The sequence below is a fragment of the Marinobacterium sp. xm-g-59 genome, from assembly GCF_013283315.1.
Lineage (GTDB): Bacteria > Pseudomonadota > Gammaproteobacteria > Pseudomonadales > Balneatricaceae > Marinobacterium_E.
Map to the genome: position 1 here is coordinate 1 of NZ_WBYR01000002.1, position 26,959 is coordinate 26,959.

Consider the following 26,959-nt stretch of genomic DNA (forward strand, 5'->3'; position numbering starts at 1 on the left):
CTCATGTTGTTTGAGAATCGCCACTATCTGGCTTTCGGTAAAACGTGACTTCTTCATAGATCGCTCCTGATTCATAGATCATAAAACGCTCTACTTAAAACCCCAATTATTTTTCGGGAGGATTACATGGGCTGCTAAACGACTCCTAGAGAGCCCCCTAAATGAGTTTTGCTTCCCAAGATATGCAAACCAAAATGAATGTAAAACAAACTCTGCAAGCGCCGCTTTGAACAAGTGGATAAAAATAATTGCAGGAAAGGACGCCGTTATTCACGGACTACGCCACAGTTTTAGAGATAGATTGAGAGCAGCAGATGCACCTTCAGAACTTATAGACCAGTTAGGTGGCTGGAGTGTTCAAAGTGTTGGGCAAGGCTATGGTAATGGCTACCCACTTAAAACCTTGCACAACTGGATGACCAGAGCTATGCGCGTTAATGATGACGACTAACGGCACATAGCCGCCCTAACACGACTGGGACAAGCACTCAAAAGCAGACTTTCGAAAAGCTACAAGATAAACAGGGAACTAGCGATTTACGAGTTTTGAGACTCTCGCAGGTAAAACTATTCGAGCTTGTTTCATCACCAAACTTTCGATCCCATTCAACGAAAGATCTGTCCACTGTCCATGAGAGTTCCTCATACACACGATTTTGATACCGCTCGTTCATATGGATTTCCAACTTTTTCGTCTTCAATCCTTGACCTATGAGCGACTCACAGGTTTAAGCTAAGATTATATCGACTATTTCCTATAGTAATGCGCAAGCAGGAGAACGACTTATGGATAAAAGATTAAGGCTATACGCAGCAACGTCAATGCTCCTCAGCGGAATTGCGGTCGCAGACCCCGACGGTGATTACCACCCTATGGCCTGGGGATTTGGAATGTTTGGTGGTTTCGGAATGCTAGTGTTCTGGGGCATTCTCATTTTTATCATCGTACTGGCCGTCAAATCTGTTCGAACTGGACCCAAAGAATCCAATAATGCCCGCCGGATTCTCGATGAACGCTACGCTCGCGGCGAGATTGATGAAGAGGAATATGCGAAGCGTAAACGTGTACTCAGTGACTTCGAGTCAGATTAAGGGAGGCGATATGGATACGCATAAAATTGGTATTAACGAAGCATTTTTGGTTAAACGCAAACTAAAGCTCAGTGGTCTGAAGGAACAAAATCTGGAGGAACTTACCGCTGAGATCCAACTGATAAGAGGTATCGATACTGTGGGGTTTGACTCGACACGTGAGCGGATGCAAGTGTCATATGATGCATCCATCACAAGTATAGATTCCATCCTACAGGTACTTAAACAACACAGCGTCGAACCAAAAAAAGGCTGGTGGAACCAATATAAGCTGGGGTGGGATCGACAAATCGACCAGAACGTTCGCGATAATGCCAAGCATGTGCCTCACTGCTGTAGTAAACCGCCACCAGGACATTGATCCAGTTTTGTGAGTCGAGAAATAAAATGGAGTCTTTCATGCAGGTAAATGAAGTTGCAAAGCTACTGTCTATCACGCCCGATACCGTGCGGTTTTACTCTCGCGCTGGTCTGCTGAAACCTCAGATCAATCCAGACAACGGGTACAAGCTTTTTTGTCCATCGGACATCAACCGGCTCAAGTTCATCCTGGCAGCGCGTAGCCTGGGATTCAGTATCGATGATGTTAGAGAGATATTCGCGCGGACGGATAATCAGCATTCGGCCTGTGGTTTGGTTAGGGACATTATCAACCAGCGTCTGGAAGAGACTGAAGCCAGGTTCCGTGACATGGTCGCGCTAAGAAACCGCATGATTGCAGCCGCTAAAACCTGGAACGAAATGGAAGACCAGTGTCCTACCAACGAGTCTATTTGCCACCTCATTGAAACGTTTACAGAGGATGAAGCTCATGAACAGCATTAAGGTCGCGAAGCATCCAATTATTCTGGATATTCAAGGTGCCAGTTGCGCTGGATGCGTCGCTAAAATCGAGAAATCGTTGAAAGCAGTACCCGGGGTGACTTCGGCTGAAATGAACTTTGCTGATCGCACCGCGACGATTGAAGGCGACGTAGAGTCTGATACGCTGATAGTTGCGGTTACTCAGGCAGGGTACGGTGCAAAAGAATCCGAAAACGAGTCCGAAGCTGACAGCTTGGCGGAGAAAGAAGCCGCTGACGCACAGTATTACCGGCAGCTGATGCGCAACGTCGTGGTCTCCTTGAGCATCGGTGTACCGCTGATGATCTATGGACTATTCATCGGTGAAATGTCTGTCACCACCAGCACGGAGAGACTCGTTTGGGGCATTATCGGCCTGGTTACGCTGGCAACTATGGTACTCGCCGGTCGTGGTTTCTATATCGGAGCCTGGAAGGCGTTTCGAACCCACTCAGCCAATATGGATACTTTGATCGCGCTCGGAACAGGAGCCGCCTGGCTCTACTCGTTTGCGGTAGTGACAGCACCCTCGCTTTTCCCAGAAATGGCACGACACATCTACTTTGAAGCGACAACGATGATCATTGGTCTAATCAATCTGGGTCTGGCACTGGAAGTTAAAGCGCGTGGACGCACCTCGGAAGCGATAAAGCGGTTAATCGGCCTGCAACCAAAAACAGCCCGTGTCCTCCGTGGTGATGAAGAGGTAGATCTCCCTATCGATGATGTCGTTATGGGCGACAAGCTACGCGTTCGCCCAGGCGAAAAGATTGCCGTCGATGGCCGCGTTGTCGAAGGGCATTCTTCAATTGATGAATCGATGCTGACTGGTGAACCTATTCCAGTCGTCAAAGAGATCGGTGATGAGATCATTGCCGGCACGCTAAACAAGAGTGGATCGCTACTCTATGAAGCGACGCGTGTGGGCAAGAACACGGCACTGTCACAGATTATCGCTTCAGTTAAAAAGGCACAGAACTCCAAACCGCCGATTGGACGCCTTGCCGATAAGATCAGCGAGTACTTTGTACCCGCGATTATGATCATCGCCATCGTCAGCGCGCTGATCTGGGCCAACTTTGGACCCGAACCCACCATTGCCTTCGCGATTATCTCAGCGACAACCGTACTGATTATCGCCTGTCCCTGTGCGCTTGGGCTGGCAACACCGATGTCCGTCATGGTTGGGATGGGTAAAGCGGCTGAGGCGGGTGTACTGATCCGCAACGGGGAAGCGCTGCAAACCGCCTCTCAGATCACGGCGATGGTCCTTGATAAAACCGGCACTATCACTGAAGGAAAGCCAGCTGTGACCGATATTTTACCGTTAACGGACCTCGACAAAGCAGATCTGTTAGCGCTGGTCGCCAGCCTTGAGACTGGTTCAGAGCATCCACTGGCAGAAGCGATTGTCGAAGCAGCAAAAGCGCAAAGCCTGAGCCTGGAGAAAGTCACAGATTTTCACGCGCACTCCGGTCAGGGCGTCTCTGGCAAAGTCAGTGGGAAAACGGTGTTACTGGGTAACGCATCATTTATGAAGCATAACGAGATCGACGTCAGTGCTCAGGTCGATGAAGCCCAGCGCCTGGCCAGTCAGGCGAAAACGCCGATGTTTATTGCAATCGACAATCAGTTCGCGGGAATTGTTGCCGTCGCTGATCCTATCAAAGCTGATTCCAAACTGGCCATTCAGCGCCTGCAAGCTCAGGGCATGAGGGTCATTATGCTAACCGGTGATAACAGTGCAACGGCTAAAGCCGTAGCCGCCCAGGTGGGTATCGATGAATATCATGCCGAAGTGATGCCTGAGGATAAGCTTGCCCATATCGAAGCACTGCAAATGGCGGGTGAGATTGTCGGCATGACGGGGGATGGTATTAACGATGCACCGGCGCTTGCTAAGGCTAACGTGGGCTTTGCGATCGGCACCGGTACGGATATTGCGATCGAGAGCGCGGATATCACCCTAATGCGCGGTTCACTTCACGGACTGGCCGATGCCGTTGCAGTCAGCAAGGCGACCTTGCAGAACATTAAACAGAATCTGGTGGGCGCATTTATCTACAACGTTGCGGGCATACCGATCGCTGCGGGCCTGCTGTACCCAATCTTTGGCGTACTACTCAGTCCAATTATAGCCGGTGGCGCGATGGCCTTTTCGTCTCTAACGGTCGTCACCAATGCCAATCGATTGCGCCTGTTTAAAGCGCAGCAGCATTAATTTTTAGGCGCTAAAGCGCTGGGGAGGAGTAACCGATGATACTCATTAACATAGCAGGCCTAGTACTAATCGGGCTGATTATTTGGTGGTTCTGGCTCTACAAGCCTGTAGCCTCGGTTGCGTCAGAGAAGCAGACCATAAAAGTCGCTGACGGTGTGTATACACCCGCACATATCAAGATACCGGCAGGCAAACCTGTAACGCTCAATTTTTTGCGCGAAGATAAAGCGCCCTGCTCTGAAATGCTGCTGGTACCAGACCTCGCCATTAGCGAATCGCTACCGATAAACAAGGTAAAAGCGATCCATATTCCGGCGAGCCCTGCGGGTAACTACGCGTTTCATTGTCAGATGCAGATGTACCGCGGGGATATCACGGTTGAATAGTCTGATAGGTCAAGGAGGTAATGATGAATAAGAAGTTCTGCTGCATGGGGCTGAGCATAAATAAATGGCTACTCATCACGATCGCGGCGATCGGTGGCTACTATTTGTTTAGCGAACATCAAACACACCTGATTGAGTATTTACCCTTTCTAATTTTTTTACTCTGCCCGCTAATGCATCTGTTTATGCATCGCGGACACAACCACTCTCATAAGAGTTCGGTTGACAACCAAGATAGCAAAACGTTTTAAATTTTAAGTAACTACCTTAGAGGAAAATTATCATGAGAAAACTAATCACCATTCCAGCGTTCGTCTTCGCAGTTTCAGCCACTTCATTAACATTCGCCAATGAGGATCATCACAAGGGGAGTGAAGCCAATCCAGCCTCGATGGATCAATCAAGCGAAATGATGGATCCGGAACACTGCGACGAAATGATGACTCAAATGGAGAAGATGCATGAAATGATGGCTCAACATATCGATATGATGAAACAAAATATGGATATGATGCGAGAGTCAGGTATGGGTAATAATATGCGTGCTAACGGCATGAAGCTTGACGAAGAGATGATGAATATTGAAGAGATGCCAGCTGGTGGCAAAGATACAATGATGAATCACAGTAAGTAACCTCTACTTCTTGGGCTCTGAGGTTGTTGTTTCAGATAATCAGAGCCCCTATAAATACACTTATAAGCACTAAAGAAGTCAGTAAAGATGCTATCTGGTGAATTATGAACAATGGAACAAAAATTGGGCTAGCAGCCGTTGTAGTGGTGTTAGGAACCACCGCTGCATTCCTTCTGACGAACAGTGCTCAGGGCAAAATTCCCTACACTGATGCCAAAGCTGTGAGTGCAGGTAAAACGATTTATCAAAACGAGTGTGCCAGTTGCCACGGTGCCGATCTGAGGGGAGAGGCAGATTGGCAGAAGCGTGACGAGAATGACTATCTGCCAGCACCACCGCACGACGAAACGGGACACACCTGGCATCACGACGATGCGCTTCTGTTCCAGTTAACCAAAGAGGGTGTGCAGTCGATCGCCGGTGCGGATTATAAGTCAAAGATGCCAGCTTTCGCCGGAAAGCTGACCGATGACCAAATCTGGTCGGTTTTGGCGTATATCAAAGCCCAGTGGCCTCAGGAGATAGCACAACGGCACACCCAGATTTTCAAAGATAAATGATCGTCTGAGCTATCACGGATGCATCAGTGAACCGGTCCCACTAAGGTGGTTAAAACAGTTGTTATTGCAAAGATTGATGCCCCGATGATCTTTTCCAGAAAGATAGAACGCTTCAATACACCCGCATCCTGGGTGTGTTGAAGCCGGGGTACCAACACCAATTTATGAATCGCGGCCAGCGACAGAATTACCCCTACCAGAGCGACTTTAACCAGAAGTAAAATGCCATAATCGCTGGTAAAAAGATTCGACCAACCGGTCAACTGGTAGCTCATATACACGCCACCAGCAAACAGCACCAGTACGGCCGTTACCGCTAATTGACCGAACCGATCAAGCAACCGGTAGGCTTCGCTAAATTCAAGGTGATGACAGGCCAACCAGAGTGGAAAGAGCGAACCCATCCACCAGGCGGTCAAAACAACATGGATTGTCAGAACACTTTGAAATAACAGCGGCTGTTCAACTGCATGCCCTGCCTCACTGAAAGACAACGCCATAAGGCCCATACCGGCCAGCACAAAGAGCCCCTCAATCAATCCGAGCTCAATACGTTGCTCACGGCTTTTACTGCGAACTAATGCGAGAAACAGAAGACCCACAAGAAGCATTAACAAACCGATGCTTCTCAGAAACAGTGCTTCGCCCAGCGGCGACTCCCACAGAAATCCGATCATATCGGGATCGAACATCCCGCTTAACCCTTCGTCATAGGCCTCGCCCACCCGGACCAGAAAATGAAGAATCGCGGCACTGACCGCTAACAGTGTCGCTATCAGGGAGTAACGCATCAGCGCCGGTTTAAGCAAAGCCTGCTGCTGCATCAGCCACAGACTGGCTGTACCGCCAATCGCGGCCGCAGCGCCCAGATAAAGTAACCAGCGTGTACCAACAACAAGACCGTCCCAGACACTCAATTCCATACGTTAACTCCCTTTACTCGCTTTCTTATGGCCGCCCTACTTTGTAGAGTTACTCCTGCATAAATCCAAAATCTCCCTTCATCATATGACCATCCTCGCCCATGGCTTTCCATTGAACGGTATAACTACCGGGTTGTAGCGCTTGAAACATCGACTCAAAGTGAGTCCCAGCTTCCGTAGAACGCTCAAAATTAACCGGTACAGAATTCTCTTCTGAATCGAGTACCTTGATACTGATCAGCTTCGTAGGATTCTTGAAGGTCAGCTCAACGCGATCTGTCGGTTCCGACATTGACGCGCCATTGGCGGGAACGGTTTCATGCATAACGCCATGCGCGAAAACGTTGGTAGATAGCCCCAGAACTGAGCTTAGAAGCCCCAGTTTCAATCGTTTCATCTCTTTTCTCCTGATTTAGTTTGGATGTACCCGCCCATTACATATTGTGTGCCCGGCGCTCCACGCCATTTTGAACCTGAACCTCGCGAATAAATTCGATCACAGCCATGGTTTTTGCAAATCCGATTTTTTCTTGAGCAGGCATATCACCGTAGGGCCAGTGATGCTGTCTAACGCCATTTTTGATCGCACTAATAATTGCCTGATTTGAGTGGTGTCCTGGATTATAAATATCATGGATTAATGGAGGTCCCTTTAATGTTCCTGCCCCATTATTTCCATGACATGCTGCACAAGTCTCGTTAAATACTTGCTGCCCATAGGCCGCACGTTGGGATAACTCGCCCACTTGAACGTCAACGTGCCCCTCCCGATGATCAGCCTTTGCGGTAACGGCTGCGCTAGCTATAAAAACTAAAAAAAGACTTTTTATGTAATATTTTACTTTCATAAACCTACTTCCAATTCTCACCTAAGAAATTAATGAGTTTCTCTTTTATCCCAACGTATCTAACACTGGGAAAGCATCCATCATCCAAACAGCAAAAAGTGTTAATCGCCCTGTCACCATAGCAATACCCATAATGACCATAGTGATACCAGCAGTGACATGAAGCTGACGGCTAAATCGACTTAATTTCGTCATCCGCTTTTTGAACGCCCCCATAAACATTGCAACCAACAAAAATGGAATTGCCAACCCTAATGCATAAAAAGTTAAAAGAAGGACCGCTGCCTGAGGATCAGCGTTAATAGAGCTCAACGTCAAAATCACAGCTAATATTGGCCCAATACATGGGGTCCATCCCAATGCAAACGAGATTCCTAAAAGAAAAGCAGTTGTTGGATTACTTGAACGAATAGCTGGATGGATTCTTAAGTCACGATATAACCAATTTATCTTGAGGACACCTGCCATAAATAGGCCAAAGATTATTACGAGGCCTCCTCCAACAATGTTAGCCTCATAACGATATTCAGTTAAAAGCATTCCTAAGAAACTAGTACTTGCACCCAAAGATACAAATACGATTGAGAAACCCATAACAAAAAATAAACTCAGAAGCATATGAGGCCAGTGATGCTCTGTAGATGATTTGTTATTTGCCCCTGCAACAAAAGATAAGTACCCAGGTACTAATGGCAACGTACATGGAGATAAAAAGGATATAAGCCCGCCTGTAAAAGCTGCCAATAAACCGAGTTGATTTAGAGCTTCCATGATTAACTAACCACTTTTATCCAGCTAACCATGCCGGCGGCTTGATGTTCTATCATGTGACAGTGCAACAACCAACTCCCCGGCTTGCCTGCAACAAACCTTATTTTTGCATTCTCTTTGCTATCCATAAGCAATGTGTCATGCCAAATACCAGAACTATACCTAGGTGATTCAGCCTTAAAATGATGACCATGGAGATGCATGCTATGAGCCCAAGCAGTGTTGTTTCTAATATCTATTTCAACTAAATCACCGGAACGGACCTCTAACAACGGCTCTATAGGGCGATTAGCCACTCCATTAAAAGCCCAGATCTGATTATGGCTAATCAGTTCCTGCATGCTCATATTTTTCCCATCATAGATAGCTTGTCTCAGCGATCCCATGGCCCCTCCCTGCATATCTAATACCGCCGAGATTTTAGGCTTATTAATAAAACTAACTTCATCGATGGGATTTGAGGGTAGAGTGATTGGTGGATAGTCCCTAACATTTTGAACGGTTCCAACAACATCCAGCAAAGCCATATCTATGGGTCCTGAATCGGTTGGCATTTGAATAGCAATGCTACCGCTGGCATTTTGTGGAATATCGATAGCCAAGTCATACCTCTCTGCGGGAGCAAGAAGTAGGGATTCATCTAGAGGTTTTGGAGTAACTAAAGGCTGGCCGTCTTTAGCTAAAATCCATGTAGCTTTAACAGGAACATTAACAGCAAAGATGCGAGCATTGGCTGTGTTAAGCAGTCGCAACCTAACTCTGGAGCCGGCTTTAACGATATAGCTTGGACGTACCTGTTTGTTAACCGTTAGGAAATTACCTAAACGCCCTCCATGTGCCCATTCATGCATGGCACCAAGACTTTCTAAATCAAGCTGTTTTGACTGATTAATTCGCCAGTCATCAATTGCTAAGTGAATATCTTGATCAACGTCCACCGGCGAGTTTTCTTCAACAATAATAGGTAAGTACAGTCCCCTAGCAAGTTGTTCATAAGTTTTATGGTGTGAATGTGCCCAAAATGTACCTGCATCTGTAGGTGTAAAACGATAGGTAAAGCGCTCCCCAGCCGGAATTGGGGCTTGTGTTAATCCGCTCACCCCGTCCATAGCATTCTCAATACGAAAACCATGCCAATGAACCGTACTTGGAACGGGTAAGCTATTCCAGACTTCAATCTCAACAGGCTCGCCTTGCTTTAAGCGAAGAAGATCTTGGCCAAACCCCCATAAATTTATTTGGTTCTCAATGTCATCAAACCAATTTCTCTGTTCTGAACGCAACACAAGAGAAAAACGTCGAACACCATCATTAGAAGGTAGTGCAGCTAGAACTGGCTTTGCAGCCAAACCCAAAACACTGTATGCGAGTAACTTTCTTCTAGATATTTTCATTACTGAACCTGTTTAAGTTGTTCTAGGACCTGCTCCAATTTTTCTAGAGGCTGGGCTCCGCTAACTGGAATAATCCGTCCAGATGCATGGTTAACAAGGAAATTACCCGGTGTTCCACTAACTCCCGAGGCAACACCATTTTTGTAATCACTCAAAACCTTTTCTTGGAATCGTCTATCGGCTAGACATTGTTCAAATGCGTTTTTTTCAATTCCAAGCTCTACTGCTAATGGAGTTAGGTTTGAAATTGGAAACCCCTTACCATTTGATTTAGTACGTGCATATATCGCATCTGAGTAAGCCCAAAATACCTTTGTTCCACCTAGATAACCCGCACACTCTGCTGCTTCAGCTTCGGTCTGCGCACCAGGGTTATGAAAATCCAACGGGAAGTGTCTATAGACCCAGTTAACCTCTGGATGTTTGTTTGTAAATTCAATCGCTGTTGAATGAAAGCGTTTACAGAATGGGCACTCATAATCGGAATACTCAATTAAAGAAAACTGAGCGTTTGTGTCTCCACGAATATGATCACTCTCAGGGTTAACTGGAGCTAAATTAGCCGCTATCTTTTCTAGAGCTTCCTGTTCTCTTTTAGCTCTCTGATTGGCTTGCTTAGCCACATATCTATTAATAGATTCTTCTACTCGTTTATCGAACTCTTCACTCTTAAGATAAGCCTCTAAGCGTTGATCCACTAACAGCTCTATTTGAGCTGCTTGATCAGAAGCACTTGCCGTTTGAAGTTGAAGAAACGAGATAAAAAAAATGGCAAATAATGAATACGACAATCTAAACATAACTACTCCTAAAACAGTGATTAATCGACACTTAAGATCGACCAAATTTGTACAATTCAAGAGAAGTTATACGCGCGGAGGACGAGTGGACTCTAGATAAAATCCCGCTTGAGGGGCTTTAGTTTGTGGAGTGGGTATAAAATACTCGCTGATAGATGGCGAATAGTTTCGGATGAGACTAGATAAACCTACGGAAGATGCACAGTGAGAACCACAGCTTGGCTGAGACTGGTCGCAGCAGTTAACTTTTTCAATAGATAAGGAATGGACCACAGAGTGCTCGTGCATTGACATACCATCAACTGTAGTAGATGCGAATGAAGGGGCAAACCCTGCAAGCAAAACTAAAGCAAAAAATGTGGTGATGATAAACTTCATTTAAATGGCACGAGCATAAATAACACTTAAACATTATTTAATAGTCAGTAGCTGACTATTAACTGAAAAAATTACTAACACACTTCAGAGACTGCTTAGGGTCGAAAACAGACAACTGCTATGTTGAAGTAACCAAGTTAGGTTCAAACTATTATTCTGCAAGACTCCAAAAGTGATTAGTGGGGCCATGACCATTGCCTACGCAAAGCCTATCTGCTGCTTTAATGGCGTTGGTAATATAACCTTTAGACTCTAAAATGGCTTCTTGGATCGAGTAATTCTTACCAATAAAGGTGGCTAGTGCTGAACTAAGAGTGCATCCTGTTCCATGAGTGTTTTTCGTTTCAAAACGCTTTTCCTCAAACCATATAAGACTGCCGTCGGATGCTAAAAGATCTGGACTGTCTTTACCCTTTAGATGTCCTCCCTTAAGTAAAATTGATTCTACTCCCTGATTCAAAAGGTCTTTTGCTTGATCTTCCATTTCAGCTCTACTAATAGCTTCTTTTTGACCCAGAAGCACAGCAGCCTCCGGAAGATTTGGCGTTATTAAAGTGGCTAGTGGTAGAAGCGTATCTTTTAGTGCATTTACGGCATTTGAATCCAACAAAGGATCACCACTTTTGGCGACCATCACAGGATCTAAAACGATAGGAATATTTTTAGTTTTCAAACACTCTGCGACAGTTGTAATTATTTCGCTTGATCCTAGCATTCCAATTTTGATGGCATCCACACGAATATCATCAAAAATAACATCTAGCTGAGCTTTGATTAAACTAGCTTCTATCAACTTTACAGCCTTAACCCCAGAGGTATTCTGTGCAGTCACTGCTGTGACAACAGACATTGCGTAACCACCTAATGCAGAAATAGTTTTAATATCTGCTTGAATGCCCGCCCCTCCTGATGAATCTGAGCCAGCAATAGTAAGAATGTTCTTGATCATGTTTTGTTCCACTCTTTTCTAAGGTTTTCTACCGATTGTTTTGGATCATCCGAACGTGTAACTGTTGATACAACTGCTATACCTAAAACTCCAATGGCTTTAAGATTAGGGATATCAGATGATGACATTCCTCCTATCGCATATGTTGGAATAGATGACTGCTTGACAGCATCTTTCAAACCATCAAACCCAATAGGTGGAGCATGATCTGACTTTGTTTGAGTTGCTCTGATAGGGCCTATACCGAAGTAATCAGCAATCTGCTGATTCGCTTCATTGATTTGAGAACTATGCTCAATGGACAGACCTAAAATTTGAGTTGGGGCAAGTGATGCTTTGATAGCAGCTAATTCACCATCACTCTGACCTACATGAAGTCCGCAATGAGATAACTCTTTAGCCACATTTACTCGGTCATTCAGAATTAGCTCACAATCATATCCCTTGAGGTCTTTGATAAGCAGAACAGCTTTACTGAAATAGCCAGCATCACTGATATGTTTGTCACGATACTGAATTAAATGCGCACCGCCTTCAGCCGCAAAGTTAACCTGATCTCTAATAGACCAGGGTGATTCAGTATCGGTGATGACATAAATAGGGCCAAGTCGGTTCACAATGTAGCCTGTGAACGACTAGTCACTGCATCCCCAGAAAGAGATGTAAGAGTATCTATGAACTCTACCCAGAACGAACCAGGACCATTACATTTATTCTCAGCTATCTCACCCGCTATGCCGTAGTACGTTAAAGCTGAAACAGTAGCTTCAAATGACGGTTGACCAGAACAGAATGCAGCAATAACGCCATTCAAGGAGCAGCCCATAGTCGTTACTTTACTCATAAAATAGCTGCCATGAGGAATCTCTACAATTCGTTCACCATCAGTGACGATATCAATCGCCCCGGTAACTGCGACAACAGATCCGAACTGCTTAGCTAAGGTTCCTGCTGCATCAACAGCTGAATCTACTGAATCTCGCCCATCAACGCCTTGGCCCGAACTTTCAAGACCTGCGAGAGCCATGATTTCAGACGCATTACCACGTATTACGGTTGGTTTTAAAGCCAGTAATTGTTTAGAGGCTTGTTGTCGATACTTGGTTGCACCAACGCCTACAGGGTCAAATACCCAGGGCTTACTCTGAGAATTCATCTGCTTGGCTGCTTTACACATAGCTTCCAACCAAGCAGGCTCTAGGGTTCCAATATTCACAGTCAGTGCATTTGAAATTGCTGCAAAGTCTTCAACTTCTTCTAGGCTATGCACCATAGCTGGTGATGCACCGGCAGACAGCAAAACATTTGCCATACTGTTCATGGCTACAAAATTAGTGATGTTGTGAACTAGTGGTGATGCAGAACGCATCTGATCAAGGTAGTGTCCGATATTTTCCATGGTCTCTCCAAGGCCACAGAGAGACGGGGAATCCTAGCTTTATGACTAGTGGATTCTCGACTCCCTACGCCAGCATTATCTGGTTCAGGTACTAAGGGTGCTTCTCAGCCTTTTGGCGCCCCTGTCTTTTTTCAATGTATTTTTTACGCTCGCATTTGTAAATAGATCTCTGTTGATTTGTTTCATTTTTGTGTTTATTTTAAAAAAACTTGTCGGAGTGCCTTATTGGCTGAGATCGCACATTGTGCGGGATCCGCAGAACCTGAACGGGTTAGAACCCGCGTAGGGAACAAGATTTCTTGATTCTGCAGTCACCCTTATCTTGGGTCGCCACGTATCTATTCGATACCACTCGACAAGCAATCCAGTTAGTTCAGGAGTGCTTATGTCAGAAAATACAAAACCTACCAGCTCACAAACAGCTCAAGAGTCTGCGAGAGACTTTATCTACTCACTATCATCTAACCCTTTGCCGGGTTCGGAGAGAATCTATGTCCAAGGATCTCGAGCGGACATACAAGTTCCCATGCGAAAAATTAGTTGTAATCCAACACCGATAGCTGATGAGAAAGATGCCTCAAATTGGGAGCAGAACGAACCTATCTATGTTTACGAAACAGCGGGTGCATACTCGGACCCCAATAAGCACATAGACGTTACAGAAGGGCTTGAGCCTCTTCGTGAGGGATGGATCACTGAGCGTGGAGACACAGAGGTCTTAGATGTTTTAAGTTCTGAATATGCTCGCTTACAACAGATAGATATTCGAGGAGAAGCAAAGCGTTTTCAAAAACGAGTTCGTATTCGCAAAGCCTTGAAGAGCAAATGTGTTACTCAAATGCACTATGCGCGAAAAGGGATCATCACCCCAGAAATGGAGTTTATCGCTATCCGTGAAAATCAAAACCTGGAAGCGATAAAAAGCGAGCTGCTACGTAAACAACATCCAGGTGAGAGCTTCGGAGCCAATATTCCTGAAAAAATAACAGCAGAGTTTGTGCGTACAGAAGTTGCAGAAGGCAGGGCTATTATACCCTCTAACATCAACCATCCTGAGTCTGAACCTATGATTATTGGGCGCAACTTCCTAGTAAAAGTGAACTCTAACATTGGTAATTCAGCAGTTACTTCTTCAATAGAAGAGGAGGTAGAAAAGCTTGTATGGTCAACTCGATGGGGTGCGGATACATTGATGGATCTATCAACTGGCGATGACATCCATCAGACGCGTGAATGGATTATTCGTAATTCACCCATACCCATCGGAACAGTACCCATTTATCAGGCACTAGAAAAAGTTGACGGGATTACAGAGAACCTTAGTTGGGAAGTCATAAAAGATACGCTTATTGAACAAGCAGAACAGGGCGTAGATTACTTTACGGTCCACGCAGGGGTGCTTCTTGAATACGTACCTATGACTGCCAATCGTTTAACAGGGATTGTCTCTCGCGGTGGTTCCATTATGGCTAAATGGTGTCTCTTTCATCATCAAGAAAACTTCCTTTACACTCACTTTCGGGAGATATGTGAGATCTGTGCCGCCTACGACGTAGCATTATCTCTCGGTGACGGGCTGCGTCCAGGCTCAATCATGGACTCGAACGATGAGGCTCAATTTAGTGAGCTTCGAACACTCGGTGAGTTGACGAAAATTGCTTGGGAATATGATGTTCAGGTCATGATCGAAGGTCCTGGTCATGTTCCGATGCAGCGAATTCAGGAAAATATGACTGAAGAGTTAGAACATTGCCATGAAGCACCGTTTTATACTCTAGGACCTCTGACTCAGGATATAGCACCTGGTTACGACCACTTCACTTCAGGGATTGGTGCAGCTCAAATTGGTTGGTATGGATGCGCTATGCTCTGTTACGTGACCCCGAAAGAACACCTAGGCCTACCTAACAAGGAGGATGTGAAGGACGGGCTGATAACATATAAAATTGCAGCTCACGCCGCTGATCTCGCTAAAGGCTTCCCTGGCGCACAGGTTAGAGATAACGCCCTGTCAAAAGCTCGATTTGAGTTTCGCTGGGAAGATCAATTTAATCTCTCGCTTGATCCATACAGGGCTAGAGAGTTTCATGATGAAACGATGCCTGCACCCGCAGCAAAGGTAGCCCATTTTTGCTCAATGTGTGGTCCTAAATTCTGTTCAATGAAGATCAGCCAGGAAGTAAAAGAATATGCTGATATCAAAGCACATGGTATGAAAGAGATGTCAGGTAAATTTGAAGAGCTTGGTTCATCTTTATATCACGCTAGTAACTAGGAAAATATTGGGCAAGTAACACTAGCTACCTTTGGGGACCCATTGTCTACTCCTTGGACGCGGATCATGAGGATTCGCAAGGAAAACAATGGGATACCTTAAGGGATCTCAAGGTTTCTAAAGTGTCTCTCTGTAATCTATACCAAATAAATGGTACCGATGGTCGGACTTAGAGACTGCCCAAGTACACCACCTTTCCTTGCAAAACATATACTTACATACCTTAGGTTCACCCTCAAGAGACCTTTTTGTGTCTACGGTTTTGTCTACGGATAAGTCCCTTTACCCGTAGGACGCTCTAACTCTCTTTCTGAGCTAAATTCACCGAAAATCTTTAAGACACTCATCAATTGAATCGGATAATGAGTAACCCCCCTTCACCCTATCAAAAATCGCAAGCACTAATTAGCAAGTAGATTGAAATTCAGATTCTTAAGTTCCCCTAACGATAGAAAGTTAGCTCGTAAGTGTTCTCTATATGGAACACTTAAATCATTGCAACCCGCATGAAACCTGACTTTCTAGTTTCTTTCAATTAGATACTAAAGGGGATAAAAAATTGACTTGTAGACTAGATGCTTCCGTTTTTGAAGTTGCAGAACCAACATTTCCATATGAAGAACGATCTTGGGGAAGATATAACCATTCTATGCAGCGTAAGATCGTTGAATGTCTCAAGCAGGAAGGAGAGCCAGATATCGCATCACAAGTTTGTCTAGATAATGAAGCAAATGAACAACTAGTAACCTACTCAATTAATACTGGTTTGGTTCTAGATGTTAGACCATGCAATTTAAAGGACGAAGTAGTCAACTTTAGACAGTCCCATCCAATATGGTCTCTTTCTCAGGAAGACCATGTCAGGCTCTATTTTAAAACCTATCAACATATGGAGTTAACTGTCGATCGCATGTCCTATGCTTTGACTGAGAACCTTAGCAAAGCTGCGCGCAAATACCTTACTTATCTACAAGATAATGTATTAGGAAGAAATTACTGTTTGGTAAACATTAGTGACCTGACGGCATACGTTGGAGACGCCTATAGAAAAGCTAAGCTTGAGTTGACCAGATTCAATTTCTTGCGCAACGTTAAAACACGGCTTCCTAAGCAATTGAGCCTAGTGCAAGTAAATCCATTGCTAATGTATCGTGGCATGCCTTTAAGTCAGAAAAGCAGCCCTGTTGATGATTGGTACAAATCTATAAAGCCCAGGGTGAAGGGGGGTTACTCATTATCCGATTCAATTGATGAGTGTCTTAAAGATTTTCGGTGAATTTAGCTCAGAAAGAGAGTTAGAGCGTCCTACGGGTAAAGGGACTTATCCGTAGACAAAACCGTAGACACAAAAAGGTCTCTTGAGGGTGAACCTAAGGTATGTAAGTATATGTTTTGCAAGGAAAGGTGGTGTACTTGGGCAGTCTCTAAGTCCGACCATCGGTACCATTCATTAGGTACAAAGAGAGCATCTAGAGAAAACACGACCACGCGTCGTGTTTTTTTATGCCTAAAATTACTAAGAAAACCTTCCCAGTTACCAAATACTTTATCTAACCCCTAAATATAGAATCACTCAGTGACAGAGTGATGACATATGATCCTTCCCTAGGTATTCTTACTCAATTGTTAACCAGACAGTCAGACAGCGACTGTTCTTTCAGCCACCAAGAGAAAGCGATTTAATGGCAGATGCGCTCTTAAAGATTAATGGCCTGACGAAGGCATACCCGGGTGTTGTCGCCAATAACAATGTCTCTTTCGAAATCAAAAAGGGCGAAGTTCATGCCCTTTTAGGTGAGAACGGTGCCGGTAAAAGCACACTGGTTAAGATGATCTACGGCCTGGTTAAACCTGACTCTGGCCAAATGACACTCAACAACTCCGACTACTCGCCAGTGTCGCCCAACGCGGCTCGCTCATCAGGTGTTGCGATGGTGTTTCAGCACTTCTCCCTTTTCGATGCGTTAACCGTTGCTGAAAACATTGCACTGGGCATGGATGACGCACCCAAGCCACGTGAGCTATCCAAAAGTATTGAGCTCGTCTCACATGCCTATGGATTACCGCTTGAGCCAAACCGTATTGTAGGGACCCTGTCGGCGGGTGAACGTCAACGCGTTGAGATTATTCGCTGCTTGTTACAAAACCCTGAGCTTTTGATTATGGATGAACCCACGTCGGTTCTGACTCCCCAAGAGGTCGAGATCCTATTCAAAACTTTGCGCCAGCTTAAAGAGGAAGGCACCTCCATTCTTTACATTTCACACAAGCTTGAAGAGATTCGTGCTCTGTGTGATGAAGCGACCGTACTTCGCCATGGTGAGAAGGTCGCAACCTGTGTGCCGTCAAAAACCACGGCTCGCGAGATGGCGGAGATGATGGTGGGTGCCAGCTTTGCAAACCCGGTTAAATCCAGCCGAAATATTGGTGAAACCATACTCTCTGTTAAAGCCCTCTCTTCGTCCTCACAAGATCAATTTGGCACTTCACTTAAATCGATCAATATCGACCTTAAAGCCGGTGAGATACTGGGTATTGGCGGAGTTGCTGGTAATGGTCAGGATGAACTCCTTTCGGCACTCTCTGGCGAACTTAAAACGAACGCAAATGCCATTCAATTTAATGGCGAACCCATCGGTGAGCTAGGCCCTATCAAACGTCGTCAGCTAGGTCTTCTGAGTGCACCCGAAGAGCGACTAGGCCATGCAGCCGCTCCTGCCATGTCACTGAAAGAGAATACTGTGATTACTGCAGCTCGCCGTATGGGGCTTTTGAAAAGTGGTTTTGTGAACTGGTCTAGCGCCAATGACTATGCCGAAGAGGTTATTGAAGACTTTGACGTGCGCACCCCTGGCACTCACACTCCAGCCGGCTCTTTATCAGGCGGTAACTTACAAAAATTTGTCGTGGGCCGTGAGGTTTTGCAAAAGCCAGAAGTGCTGGTCATTAACCAACCTACTTGGGGAGTCGATGCGGCTGCAGCGGCTTCTATTCGGCAAAAACTATTGGACCTTGCTGATAATGGTGCGGGTGTCGTAGTGATCAGCCAAGATTTGGATGAACTGTTAGAGATCAGTGATCACTTCTGTGCGCTAAATGAGGGCTCACTCTCTGAAATCGTTCCCACTGCAGGGTTAGGTATGGATCAAATAGGTTTGATGATGGGCGGATCGACTGCCTCTGTTGAGGAGAGTGCACAGTGATACGTTTTGAAAAACGGTTAGCGCCGTCACGAACAACCACCATCCTGACTCCAATTATCGCAGTCATCCTTACCATGATTGCCGGCGGCATTATGTTTGCAGCCTTGGGTAAAGATCCGTTTGAAGCCATACGCATCATCTTTTGGGATCCACTCTTTGATGAGAACTTCGCCTCCTACTCACGACCACAACTACTGGTTAAAGCAGGCCCACTGATTCTGATTGCTATTGGTCTGTCGGTCGGATTTAAAGCGGGCATCTGGAATATTGGCGCTGAGGGTCAGTACATTATGGGGGCTATCTTTGGTGCCGCTGCTGCACTGGCCGTCTACCCTGCTGAATCACCGTTTATTTTCCCCACCATGATCATTGCTGGCGCTTTCGGCGGATGGCTCTGGGCTATGATCCCTGCAGTTCTTAGAACCAAGTTTAAAACGAATGAGATTCTCGTCTCGTTAATGCTGGTCTACGTAGCTGAATCGATTCTAGCTTCCGTAGCGCAAGGGCTTTTAAAGAACCCTGACGGATATGGATTCCCGGGTTCACGCAACCTGCAACAGTACCCAAGTGCGTTCAATGGTGAAGTGATTGCCAATTCCGGCATGCACTGGGGCGTCATCACTGCATTTATTGCGGTGATCTTTACCTACGTCATGATGACTCGTCACATTCGCGGATTTGAAGTTCGTCTAATGGGTGAAGCACCTAAAGCAGCCCAATTTGCCGGTGTCTCTACGACACGTCTAATTGTCTTCTGTCTTGGTTTCTCTGGAGCCTTGGCGGGTCTAGCAGGAATGTTTGAAGTGGCAGGCCCAGCAGGCCAAATCACCATCGACTTCAACTCTGGATACGGCTTTACAGCCATCATCGTTGCCTTCTTAGGACGACTTCACCCAGTGGGTATTCTGTTAGCTGGTCTATTAATGGCACTGACTTACATCGGCGGTGAATTAGCACAGTTGATGTTGGAACTTCCCGGCGCCTCCATCCAGCTATTCCAAGGTATGTTGCTTCTATTCTTGCTGGCGACGGATATGTTTACCAACTACCGAATTCGATTGGGAGCGGCTCAATAATGGATCTTTCAGGAATCAGCCCCGTCCTTTTGATCGCCTCTTTAATGGTATCAGCCACTCCGATCTTGCTGGCTGCCATTGGTGAGACCGTCGTAGAAAAGTCCGGCGTGCTTAACCTAGGTGTTGAAGGCATGATGATTGTCGGTGCGGTGGTCGGTTTTATAACGGCCGTTAATACGACTAGTCCTGCACTGGGGTTTGTAACGGCGGCTATTGCCGGTGCGTTGCTATCGACTATCTTCGCAACCTTGGTGCTCTTCTTTAAATCGAACCAAGTGGCGACTGGCTTGGGGTTAACCTTAGTCGGCTTAGGTATCTCTGCGCTGTTGGGTAAACCTTATGAAGGGATCAAGTCACCCACCCTTCAAGCCTTCGAGATTCCCGTTCTATCAGACATCCCTGTATTGGGGCCTATGCTGTTCTCACACGATCCAATGGTCTATATCTCTATTCTGATCGTGGCAGCCGTTTGGTTTGTTCTTAAGTACACGCGCATCGGTTTGGTACTTCGCGCAGTAGGTGAAAATCACGATGCTGCTCACGCCCTGGGCTATAAGGTTATCCGTATCCGCTTCATGGCGATCATGTTCGGTGGTGCTTGTGCTGGCTTGGGCGGTGCATACATCAGTCTGGTTCGTGTCCCACAGTGGACCGAGGGTATGACAGCGGGTGCGGGTTGGATCGCACTGGCAATTGTTGTATTCGCCAGCTGGAAGCCTTGGCGAGCACTATTGGGCGCTTATCTATTTGGTGGCATCACCGTGCTGCAGCTTAATCTGCAAGCAGCTGGTGTCGCAATTCCAGTTGAGTACTTGTCTATGTCACCGTTTTTGATAACAATTCTCGTACTGGTCATTATTTCGGCAAAAGGGAATCACGGGGCACCCGCCTCCCTTGGCCGCCTGTTCCACGCCTCAAACTGAGGTTAAAAAACTCACTAGGGAGACCCTATGAAACTTAAATCAATCCTTACTACTGCGGCTGCGGCGATCACGCTTAGCTCTGCAGCAATCGCAGCCGACGTTAAAGTTGGTTTCGTCTACGTTGGCCCTGTGGGTGACGGTGGTTGGACTTACGAGCACAACCAAGGCCGCCTAGCGGTTGAGAAGCACTTCGGTGATCGCGTTGAAACGATCTACCAAGAGAGCGTTCCAGAAGGTGCTGACTCTGAGCGTGTTATGACTCAGATGGCTCTTCAAGGCGCTGATCTGATCTTCACAACCTCTTTCGGTTACATGGATCCAACCATCAACGTTGCTAAGAAGTTCCCTAAAGTGAAGTTCGAGCACGCGACTGGCTACAAGCAAGCAGACAACGTATCTGTCTACTCTGCTCGTTTCTATGAAGGCCGTGCAGTTCAGGGTCACATCGCGGGTAAAATGACTAAAACCAACAAAGTTGGTTACATCGGTTCATTCCCAATCCCAGAAGTTATCCGTGGCATTAACTCGGCTTACATCCACGCTAAGAAAGCGAATCCAAATGTCGAGTTCAACGTTGTTTGGGCTTACACTTGGTTCGATCCAGCTAAAGAAGCAGATGCAGCTAAAGCTCTAATCGAGCAAGGCGCTGACGTTATCCTTCAGCACACTGACTCAACTGCACCACAGGCTGCTGCACAGGAAGCGGGCAACGTAATCACTTTCGGTCAGGCATCTGACATGGCTGAATACGGTCCAATGCCACGCGTTTCATCGATCATCGATAACTGGGCACCATACTACATCGCACGTACTCAAGCAGTTCTAGACGGTACTTGGGAATCAGTAAACACTTGGGACGGTATCGGCGCTGGCATGGTTGGCATCGGCGAGATCTCGTCTGCAGTACCTGCAGACGTGAAAGCTGAAGCAATCGCACTACGTGATGCACTAGCTTCTGGCGAATACCACGCATTCACTGGCCCAATCAACAAGCAAGACGGTTCTGCTTGGTTGGCTGAAGGCGAAACAGCGGATGATGGTACTCTTGCAGGCATGAACTTCTACGTAGAAGGCCTAAAAGGTTCTATCCCACAATAAGCTGAAATTGCTTTGAAAGAGCCCTGGTAACTGAGTTGCCGGGGCTTTTTTATGGGCAACTATTTGAAGTTGTCTGGGCATCAATTTGAGTGGAAAGTGTGTTTAAATAAGACTTAGTTCAAACAATGTGATGATTATGGAATTAGATCTAACACCATTTAACAACGCTCTTAAGAAGCTAATAGAAGGATTGGAGCGTTATCAGCTTGATACCTCAGACGATCAAGTCCGTGACGGTTTAATTCAACGCTTTGAATTCACGTACGAACTCGCACATAAGATGATTCGCCGGTACCTTGTTGAGAGTTCCGCCAACAGTGACAGTATTAATGAACTCAGTTTTCAGGGTTTAATTCGCACGGCTTCTGATAAGAAATTAATTAAAGGCAACTGGTCAGATTGGAGCACTTATCGAGAGATGAGGGGTAAAACTAGCCATACTTATGACGAAAGCGTTGCCATCCAAGTAGTGGAAGGAATTCCAGCATTTATTGATGAAGCTGTTCACCTGCAAAAGATATTAACGAACAAATGCCAGAACTCAATCTAGATCATTTACGGATCAGTGAGCACGAATTAGAAACGGTAAGAGGCATCCTTGAATCGGAAGTCTCTGGCATTTCAGTCATAGCATTTGGCTCCAGAGTAACTGGAAAATCTCGACCCTACTCAGATCTAGATTTAGCTATTATGACTGAGACCCCTCTTGGCTTGAGCAAAATTGCTTCGATCAAAGACGCATTTGATCGGTGTGACCTAGTTTGGCCGGTAGACGTTGTAGACTGGTCTACAACCTCTGAACGATTTAGAAAAATCATAAAAGATTCATACGTTCGAGTTCAGTGAAGTTCAAACAAAAAAGGCCACCTTACGGTAGCCATTTTTATTTGGTGGAGCCTAGGAGGATCGAACTCCTGACCTCTTCGCTGCCAGCGAAGCGCTCTCCCAGCTGAGCTAAGGCCCCATCAGAGCAAGCAGGATATTAATCAAACCGAACAGCCCTTGCAACTGCTAATCTCTCAAGAGTGCGAGAGAGATAATAATTTTCATTCTGAAATAAATTCACAATATGAAATATTCACTATTTGAAAAACTTACTGCATCATGAAAAATACACTAACTAGATGACAATATTATTGAGAAGCCCAAAATGAGTGATAATTCCGGATCTAAAATACAGGTAATCGATCGTGCTGTTCAAATCTTAGAAGCACTGGCTCGCTACTCAAAACCGGTTAAATTAAAGATCCTTAGCGCCGAAACGGGACTTCACCCATCGACTGTTCACCGTATTTTGCACTCTCTTAGCGACAACAAATTCGTTGAAGCCAGTGGTAATGGTGAATATCGCCTTGGCCAAAAACTGATCCAGCTGACTAGCGGCTTGCACTCAGAAGTCGATATTAGAGCCGTTGCCCTACCCCACATGGAAGCACTGCGTGATCGTACCGGCGAAACGGTGAACCTGACATTGCGCGAAGGCGATGTCGTTATCTATTTTGAGAAAGCGACACCTAATCGTATGATGCACGTTAACCAACTGATCGGCAGCCGTGCACCACTGCATGTCACAGCAGTCGGAAAGCTGATGCTAGGCTTGGGAGGCGACTCCAGTATCGATGGTTATGCAAAACGAACTAACCTACCTGCATACACTCGCAACACACTTAGCGACATAGACGCCCTTAAAAGAGTTTGTCACGAATCGGTTGAACGAGGCTATTCACTGGACGATGAAGAGGCCGAAATTGGTGTGGGCTGTATTGGCGTGCTGATTTACGATCGCAACGGTAAGGTGGCTGCAGGACTTTCTGTTTCAGCGCCTATCGAACGACGCAAAGAGGAGTGGATCGCTGACCTAAAGGCAACGGGAGAGCGAATTTCTGAGCAGTTGGGGTTTAGATCTTAGTTGAGCACCAGACAGGCATTTAAACCTGTCTGGTTTTCTCATTAAACGATCGAGCGAAACTCTTTCTCCCAAGCCTTCGTCTGCTTCTTGGACGGGCCACCGACGATGTCCAACGCATGACGCAAGCGAGCACGGCTCATATCCGGACCCAGAATCGACATTGAATCTACGACAGAGACAGACTGTGACGTACCTGCAATCGCGACAAACAGCGGGAATAGGAAGTCACGGATCTTGAACTCCATCGCATCACTCAAGCCTTTTAGGCTATTAAAGAGTGAGTCACGATCCCATTCGCGCTGCTGATCAAGATGCCATACTGCAAATTGCAGAATACGACGAACATCTTCCTCTTGAAGCGACTTATGAGCAAAGCTCTCTAAGGTGATTGGCATCATGCCCGACAGGAAGAAACTCGCTAAAGGTGCCACATCAGAGAACTTCTCAACACGTGGTTGGATCAGTGGAATAATCTGCATCAGATACTCTGGATTAAGTGCCCACTTCTGGAACTCAGCGGCAAATGCAGCAGGATCCAACTCTTCACGAATCCATAGGCCGTTCAACCAGCTCAGCTTCTCCTGATCGAAAACAGGACCACCGAGTGATACACGCTGGATATCGAAGTTTTCGAACATCTGATCACGAGTGAACTTCTCAGACTCGTCTGGCATCGACCAACCCATACGGCCAAGGTAGTTCAACAACGCTTCTGGTAGGTAACCCATGCGTTTGTAGAACAGGATCGAAGTTGGGTTCTTGCGCTTGGAGAGCTTTGACTTATCAGGGTTACGCAACAACGGCATGTGGCAAAGCTGAGGCATATCCCAGCCAAAGTACTGGTATAGCAACTTGTGCTTAGGCGCCGAGTTAATCCACTCCTCACCACGAATCACGTGCGTGATCTCCATTAAGTGATCATCAACTACGTTCGCTAAATGATAGGTTGGCATGCCATCAGATTTCAGAAGAATCTGCGCGTCTACTAAAGCCCAGTCAAGCTCAATGGTACCGCGAAGCATGTCATCAACTTCACACACACCGTCAACAGGCACCTTCATACGAACAACGAATGGCGCACCCGCAGCCTGACGTTTCTCAACCTCATCTGCAGGTAGAGCCAAATCACACTCTTTAAGCGCACGATTTATGCCCTGCTCTTTTAGAGATGCACGTAGCTGATCAAGCTCCTCTCCGGTACGGTAACAGATGAAGGCATTACCCTCTTCAACAAGACGCATCGCAAAGTCTTTGTAGGCATCTTTTCGCTCAGACTGACGGTAAGGACCGTGCGGACCACCCACATCTGGACCCTCATCCCATTCCAAACCTAACCAGCGCATAGAGTCGAGGATTGCCTGCTCAGACTCAGGCGTTGAACGAGTCTGATCGGTATCTTCGATTCGCAGAATAAATTGGCCGCCATGCTGGCGAGCAAAGGCAAGGTTAAACAGTGCGATGTAGGCAGTACCTACGTGTGGATCGCCTGTTGGAGATGGAGCAACACGTGTACGAACGGTCATAAACTTAATAGATCCGAAAATTAATAATGGCGTGAATTATAAAGAACTGTTGTCTGATCTTAAACCGACATTTCAGCTCTTCGCGGCCTCTTCAAACTGCGCGATGGCTGCTTCCGTCATCTCATCACTCAATAGATCATTCAGCAAGGCACCCGGAATCGTAAAGCAACGATGACCGAGCGTGACCAAATGCTCGAACTGATCGATCGAGCGCAGGCTTGCGACTAGGATCTTTGTATTCTGGCAGGCAGCGCGCAAGCCAGCTAAGATAACTTCCACATCACGATTCGACTCAGCCAATCGGGCATAATAAGGCGCAGCATAAGCAGCGCCTAGGCGTTCTGCTGCAGCTCCTAAATGGACTGAGTAGACACCGGTAATGGTCGTACGCTCAGGCACGGCTAATTGGGTTGCCAGAGCGAAGCCTTTTTCATTGGCTGGGATTTTGACGAGGGTGTTATCACTGATCGAAAGAATCTTCTCCGCCATTGCTTCCCAATCATCACCAAACACCTGTAGCTGAAGGTGGTTAAACCCTAGATCCATCGCTTGATCAAGCAGCGCTTTATAGATGTCGATTGAGCAGTGCAGACCGGCTCTCTGAATAAGAAGTGGATTGGTCGTAACGGCCGAAAATAGGCCAGTTGGTGATACTCTCTTCCAATCTTTTACGTCAGCACTATCAAGCAACCATTCCATGAGGTTAAAATCCACTTATAAAACTAAAGTTTGACATTATAGAGCGTTATAACGCTCTACTTAAGGAGTTTTGATGTTTTTGTGTTGCGGCGATGCCTTGTATGACGTTTTCCCTGGCGATTCTGCCTCTACTGGTCAGGTGACATTAAATGCGACGGTGGGTGGATCCCCCCTGAATGTCGCTATCGGCCTAGCACGCATGGGCAACCCTACCGGGTATTTAACGGCTAACTCCTCCGATCCTTTGGGTCAAAAGTTGGCGGGGCACCTTGCTGCTAACGGCGTAGAGACTAAGTTCCTAGCCAATAGCGATCTAAACACGTCACTGGCAATGATCGCCCTCAACGAAAATGGCCACCCTGCCTACTCTTTTTACATTGATGGTTGTGCAGACGTCTCTTTGACTCAAGAACAGTGCCCAGATCCGTCTCTGTTTACTGCCATCTCTTTAGGTTCCTACAGCACGGTTGTTGAACCAGGTGCAAGCACACTGGAGTGGTTTGCCAGTGAGGCACGTAACGCGGGTGCGTTAATTGCCTATGACCCCAATGTACGCCCAAGCATTCAACCCGACCCTGCTGTATGGCAGGCAAAGGTTGATCGCTTAGGCAAAATTGCTCACGTCATGAAGATGTCCGATGAGGATATCGAGTTTCTATCACCTGGCAGTTCTATCGAAGATTACGCCAAGGCTTGTTTGGCTTTAGGTCCACGCTGGGTGTTTGTTACACAGGGTGGTGATGGAGCACATGCTTTTGGAGCCAACGGAGAGTACTTCCACTCACCGGCACCAAAGATTACCGTTCAAGATACCGTTGGGGCAGGTGATACCTTCCAGGCTGGATTAATTCACGAAATATTCCAACAAGGTGGCCCTGATAATCTGGATAACCTTGATGCGGCAAAACTGATAAAATTTGCAGCCCATGCTGCGGCAGTAACCTGTGAGCGAAATGGTGGTGATTTGCCAATGCTTGCCGATATTTCAGCGCGTTTTGGTGATTTGAGTTAACCGATGTTGGAGCGGTCTTGAAAAGGCCGCGATTCTTGCAAGT

The 26,959-nt window shown here is 46.3% G+C and carries 30 protein-coding genes, 1 tRNA gene and 2 riboswitches; of the genes, 19 read left to right on the top strand and 12 right to left on the bottom strand.

Going from position 1 to position 26,959, the window contains the following annotated elements; translation table 11 throughout:
* Nucleotides 1–121: 121 nt before the first annotated feature.
* From XMG59_RS12265 to XMG59_RS02430, 9 genes are all read left to right on the top strand, one after another.
* Complete coding sequence (locus tag XMG59_RS12265; RefSeq protein WP_371743726.1) at nt 122–451, top strand: tyrosine-type recombinase/integrase; 330 nt, start codon at nt 122–124, stop codon at nt 449–451.
* Nucleotides 452–786: 335 nt separating this feature from the next.
* Entirely contained in the window at nt 787–1,092 is a 306-nt protein-coding gene (locus tag XMG59_RS02395; RefSeq protein ID WP_217363671.1) for an SHOCT domain-containing protein, read from the top strand.
* A gap of 10 nt (nt 1,093–1,102) precedes the next feature.
* Nucleotides 1,103–1,453: a hypothetical protein gene (locus tag XMG59_RS02400; RefSeq protein WP_173489093.1), complete on the top strand. Its 351-nt coding sequence runs from the start codon at nt 1,103–1,105 to the stop codon at nt 1,451–1,453.
* Between the two features lie 38 nt (nt 1,454–1,491).
* Nucleotides 1,492–1,917, top strand: coding sequence for a MerR family DNA-binding protein (locus tag XMG59_RS02405; protein WP_173489092.1), 426 nt, complete (start codon nt 1,492–1,494; stop codon nt 1,915–1,917).
* On the top strand, nt 1,904–4,156 hold the full coding sequence (locus XMG59_RS02410; RefSeq protein ID WP_217363672.1) for a heavy metal translocating P-type ATPase: 2,253 nt from the start codon (nt 1,904–1,906) through the stop codon (nt 4,154–4,156). Before XMG59_RS02405 ends, XMG59_RS02410 begins: the two co-directional genes overlap by 14 nt.
* Nucleotides 4,157–4,191: 35 nt before the next feature.
* Nucleotides 4,192–4,542: a cupredoxin domain-containing protein gene (locus tag XMG59_RS02415; RefSeq protein ID WP_173483736.1), complete on the top strand. Its 351-nt coding sequence runs from the start codon at nt 4,192–4,194 to the stop codon at nt 4,540–4,542.
* A 44-nt stretch (nt 4,543–4,586) separates the two neighbouring features.
* A complete protein-coding gene (locus XMG59_RS02420; protein ID WP_173483750.1) occupies nt 4,587–4,793 on the top strand; it encodes a DUF2933 domain-containing protein in 207 nt (68 codons plus the stop codon).
* Nucleotides 4,794–4,825: 32 nt separating this feature from the next.
* Nucleotides 4,826–5,176 carry a hypothetical protein gene (locus XMG59_RS02425; protein ID WP_173483737.1) on the top strand — a complete coding sequence of 117 codons (351 nt, stop codon included), beginning with the start codon at nt 4,826–4,828 and terminating at the stop codon, nt 5,174–5,176.
* Between the two features lie 104 nt (nt 5,177–5,280).
* Nucleotides 5,281–5,736, top strand: coding sequence for a c-type cytochrome (locus tag XMG59_RS02430; protein ID WP_173489090.1), 456 nt, complete (start codon nt 5,281–5,283; stop codon nt 5,734–5,736).
* 23 nt (nt 5,737–5,759) lie between these two features.
* Here XMG59_RS02430 and XMG59_RS02435 read toward each other — a convergent pair whose 3' ends face one another.
* The 9 genes from XMG59_RS02435 to thiM all read right to left on the bottom strand — a co-directional run bounded on the left by XMG59_RS02435 (nt 5,760) and on the right by thiM (nt 13,198).
* The gene (locus tag XMG59_RS02435; protein ID WP_173489089.1) at nt 5,760–6,659 is read right to left on the bottom strand and encodes a copper resistance D family protein; all 900 of its coding nucleotides are present in this window, start codon (nt 6,657–6,659) and stop codon (nt 5,760–5,762) included.
* 49 nt (nt 6,660–6,708) lie between these two features.
* Nucleotides 6,709–7,056, bottom strand: coding sequence for a copper resistance CopC family protein (locus XMG59_RS02440; RefSeq protein ID WP_173489088.1), 348 nt, complete (start codon nt 7,054–7,056; stop codon nt 6,709–6,711).
* A 37-nt stretch (nt 7,057–7,093) separates the two neighbouring features.
* Nucleotides 7,094–7,507 carry a cytochrome c gene (locus tag XMG59_RS02445; RefSeq protein ID WP_173489087.1) on the bottom strand — a complete coding sequence of 138 codons (414 nt, stop codon included), beginning with the start codon at nt 7,505–7,507 and terminating at the stop codon, nt 7,094–7,096.
* 45 nt (nt 7,508–7,552) lie between these two features.
* On the bottom strand, nt 7,553–8,278 hold the full coding sequence (locus XMG59_RS02450; protein ID WP_173489086.1) for a cytochrome c biogenesis CcdA family protein: 726 nt from the start codon (nt 8,276–8,278) through the stop codon (nt 7,553–7,555).
* 2 nt (nt 8,279–8,280) lie between these two features.
* Nucleotides 8,281–9,672 carry a multicopper oxidase family protein gene (locus XMG59_RS02455; RefSeq protein WP_173489085.1) on the bottom strand — a complete coding sequence of 464 codons (1,392 nt, stop codon included), beginning with the start codon at nt 9,670–9,672 and terminating at the stop codon, nt 8,281–8,283.
* Nucleotides 9,672–10,472, bottom strand: coding sequence for a DsbA family protein (locus XMG59_RS02460; RefSeq protein ID WP_173489084.1), 801 nt, complete (start codon nt 10,470–10,472; stop codon nt 9,672–9,674). The genes XMG59_RS02455 and XMG59_RS02460 overlap by 1 nt, the downstream gene beginning before the upstream one ends.
* Before the next feature lie 529 nt (nt 10,473–11,001).
* A complete protein-coding gene (thiD, locus tag XMG59_RS02465) occupies nt 11,002–11,799 on the bottom strand; it encodes a bifunctional hydroxymethylpyrimidine kinase/phosphomethylpyrimidine kinase (protein WP_173498158.1) in 798 nt (265 codons plus the stop codon).
* Nucleotides 11,796–12,416: a thiamine phosphate synthase gene (gene thiE, locus XMG59_RS02470; RefSeq protein WP_173498159.1), complete on the bottom strand. Its 621-nt coding sequence runs from the start codon at nt 12,414–12,416 to the stop codon at nt 11,796–11,798. The genes thiD and thiE overlap by 4 nt, the downstream gene beginning before the upstream one ends.
* Nucleotides 12,413–13,198: a hydroxyethylthiazole kinase gene (thiM, locus tag XMG59_RS02475; protein WP_173498160.1), complete on the bottom strand. Its 786-nt coding sequence runs from the start codon at nt 13,196–13,198 to the stop codon at nt 12,413–12,415. Before thiM ends, thiE begins: the two co-directional genes overlap by 4 nt.
* Nucleotides 13,199–13,242: 44 nt before the next feature.
* Nucleotides 13,243–13,331: riboswitch (TPP riboswitch) on the bottom strand.
* A 70-nt stretch (nt 13,332–13,401) separates the two neighbouring features.
* Nucleotides 13,402–13,504: riboswitch (TPP riboswitch) on the top strand.
* Nucleotides 13,505–13,583: 79 nt separating this feature from the next.
* Here thiM and thiC point away from each other — a divergent pair.
* From thiC to XMG59_RS02515, 8 genes are all read left to right on the top strand, one after another.
* A complete protein-coding gene (thiC, locus tag XMG59_RS02480; RefSeq protein WP_173480622.1) occupies nt 13,584–15,473 on the top strand; it encodes a phosphomethylpyrimidine synthase ThiC in 1,890 nt (629 codons plus the stop codon).
* Between the two features lie 649 nt (nt 15,474–16,122).
* On the top strand, nt 16,123–16,749 hold the full coding sequence (locus tag XMG59_RS02485; RefSeq protein WP_173483624.1) for a hypothetical protein: 627 nt from the start codon (nt 16,123–16,125) through the stop codon (nt 16,747–16,749).
* 406 nt (nt 16,750–17,155) lie between these two features.
* Nucleotides 17,156–18,676 carry an ABC transporter ATP-binding protein gene (locus XMG59_RS02490; protein WP_173480620.1) on the top strand — a complete coding sequence of 507 codons (1,521 nt, stop codon included), beginning with the start codon at nt 17,156–17,158 and terminating at the stop codon, nt 18,674–18,676.
* On the top strand, nt 18,673–19,752 hold the full coding sequence (locus tag XMG59_RS02495) for an ABC transporter permease (protein WP_173498161.1): 1,080 nt from the start codon (nt 18,673–18,675) through the stop codon (nt 19,750–19,752). Before XMG59_RS02490 ends, XMG59_RS02495 begins: the two co-directional genes overlap by 4 nt.
* Nucleotides 19,752–20,675 (top strand): ABC transporter permease, encoded by a 924-nt coding sequence (locus tag XMG59_RS02500; RefSeq protein WP_173483627.1) that lies wholly within the window; start codon nt 19,752–19,754, stop codon nt 20,673–20,675. Before XMG59_RS02495 ends, XMG59_RS02500 begins: the two co-directional genes overlap by 1 nt.
* Nucleotides 20,676–20,702: 27 nt before the next feature.
* On the top strand, nt 20,703–21,773 hold the full coding sequence (locus XMG59_RS02505) for a BMP family ABC transporter substrate-binding protein (protein WP_173480617.1): 1,071 nt from the start codon (nt 20,703–20,705) through the stop codon (nt 21,771–21,773).
* Between the two features lie 136 nt (nt 21,774–21,909).
* A complete protein-coding gene (locus tag XMG59_RS02510) occupies nt 21,910–22,323 on the top strand; it encodes a nucleotidyltransferase substrate binding protein (protein ID WP_217361984.1) in 414 nt (137 codons plus the stop codon).
* Nucleotides 22,305–22,619 (top strand): nucleotidyltransferase family protein, encoded by a 315-nt coding sequence (locus XMG59_RS02515; protein WP_173480616.1) that lies wholly within the window; start codon nt 22,305–22,307, stop codon nt 22,617–22,619. The genes XMG59_RS02510 and XMG59_RS02515 overlap by 19 nt, the downstream gene beginning before the upstream one ends.
* Before the next feature lie 42 nt (nt 22,620–22,661).
* Here XMG59_RS02515 and XMG59_RS02520 read toward each other — a convergent pair.
* Nucleotides 22,662–22,737: transfer RNA gene (locus XMG59_RS02520), tRNA-Ala, on the bottom strand.
* A gap of 186 nt (nt 22,738–22,923) precedes the next feature.
* On the opposite strand from XMG59_RS02520, the gene XMG59_RS02525 reads away from it, so the two are divergent.
* The gene (locus tag XMG59_RS02525) at nt 22,924–23,682 is read left to right on the top strand and encodes an IclR family transcriptional regulator (RefSeq protein WP_173480615.1); all 759 of its coding nucleotides are present in this window, start codon (nt 22,924–22,926) and stop codon (nt 23,680–23,682) included.
* 41 nt (nt 23,683–23,723) lie between these two features.
* On the opposite strand, the gene gltX is transcribed toward XMG59_RS02525, so the two are convergent.
* Nucleotides 23,724–25,205 carry a glutamate--tRNA ligase gene (gene gltX, locus XMG59_RS02530; RefSeq protein ID WP_173480614.1) on the bottom strand — a complete coding sequence of 494 codons (1,482 nt, stop codon included), beginning with the start codon at nt 25,203–25,205 and terminating at the stop codon, nt 23,724–23,726.
* Between the two features lie 72 nt (nt 25,206–25,277).
* Nucleotides 25,278–25,904, bottom strand: coding sequence for a transaldolase family protein (locus XMG59_RS02535; RefSeq protein ID WP_173498162.1), 627 nt, complete (start codon nt 25,902–25,904; stop codon nt 25,278–25,280).
* Between the two features lie 73 nt (nt 25,905–25,977).
* Between XMG59_RS02535 and XMG59_RS02540 the strand changes: the two genes are divergently transcribed.
* Nucleotides 25,978–26,916: a carbohydrate kinase gene (locus XMG59_RS02540; protein ID WP_173498163.1), complete on the top strand. Its 939-nt coding sequence runs from the start codon at nt 25,978–25,980 to the stop codon at nt 26,914–26,916.
* Nucleotides 26,917–26,959 lie beyond the last annotated feature (43 nt).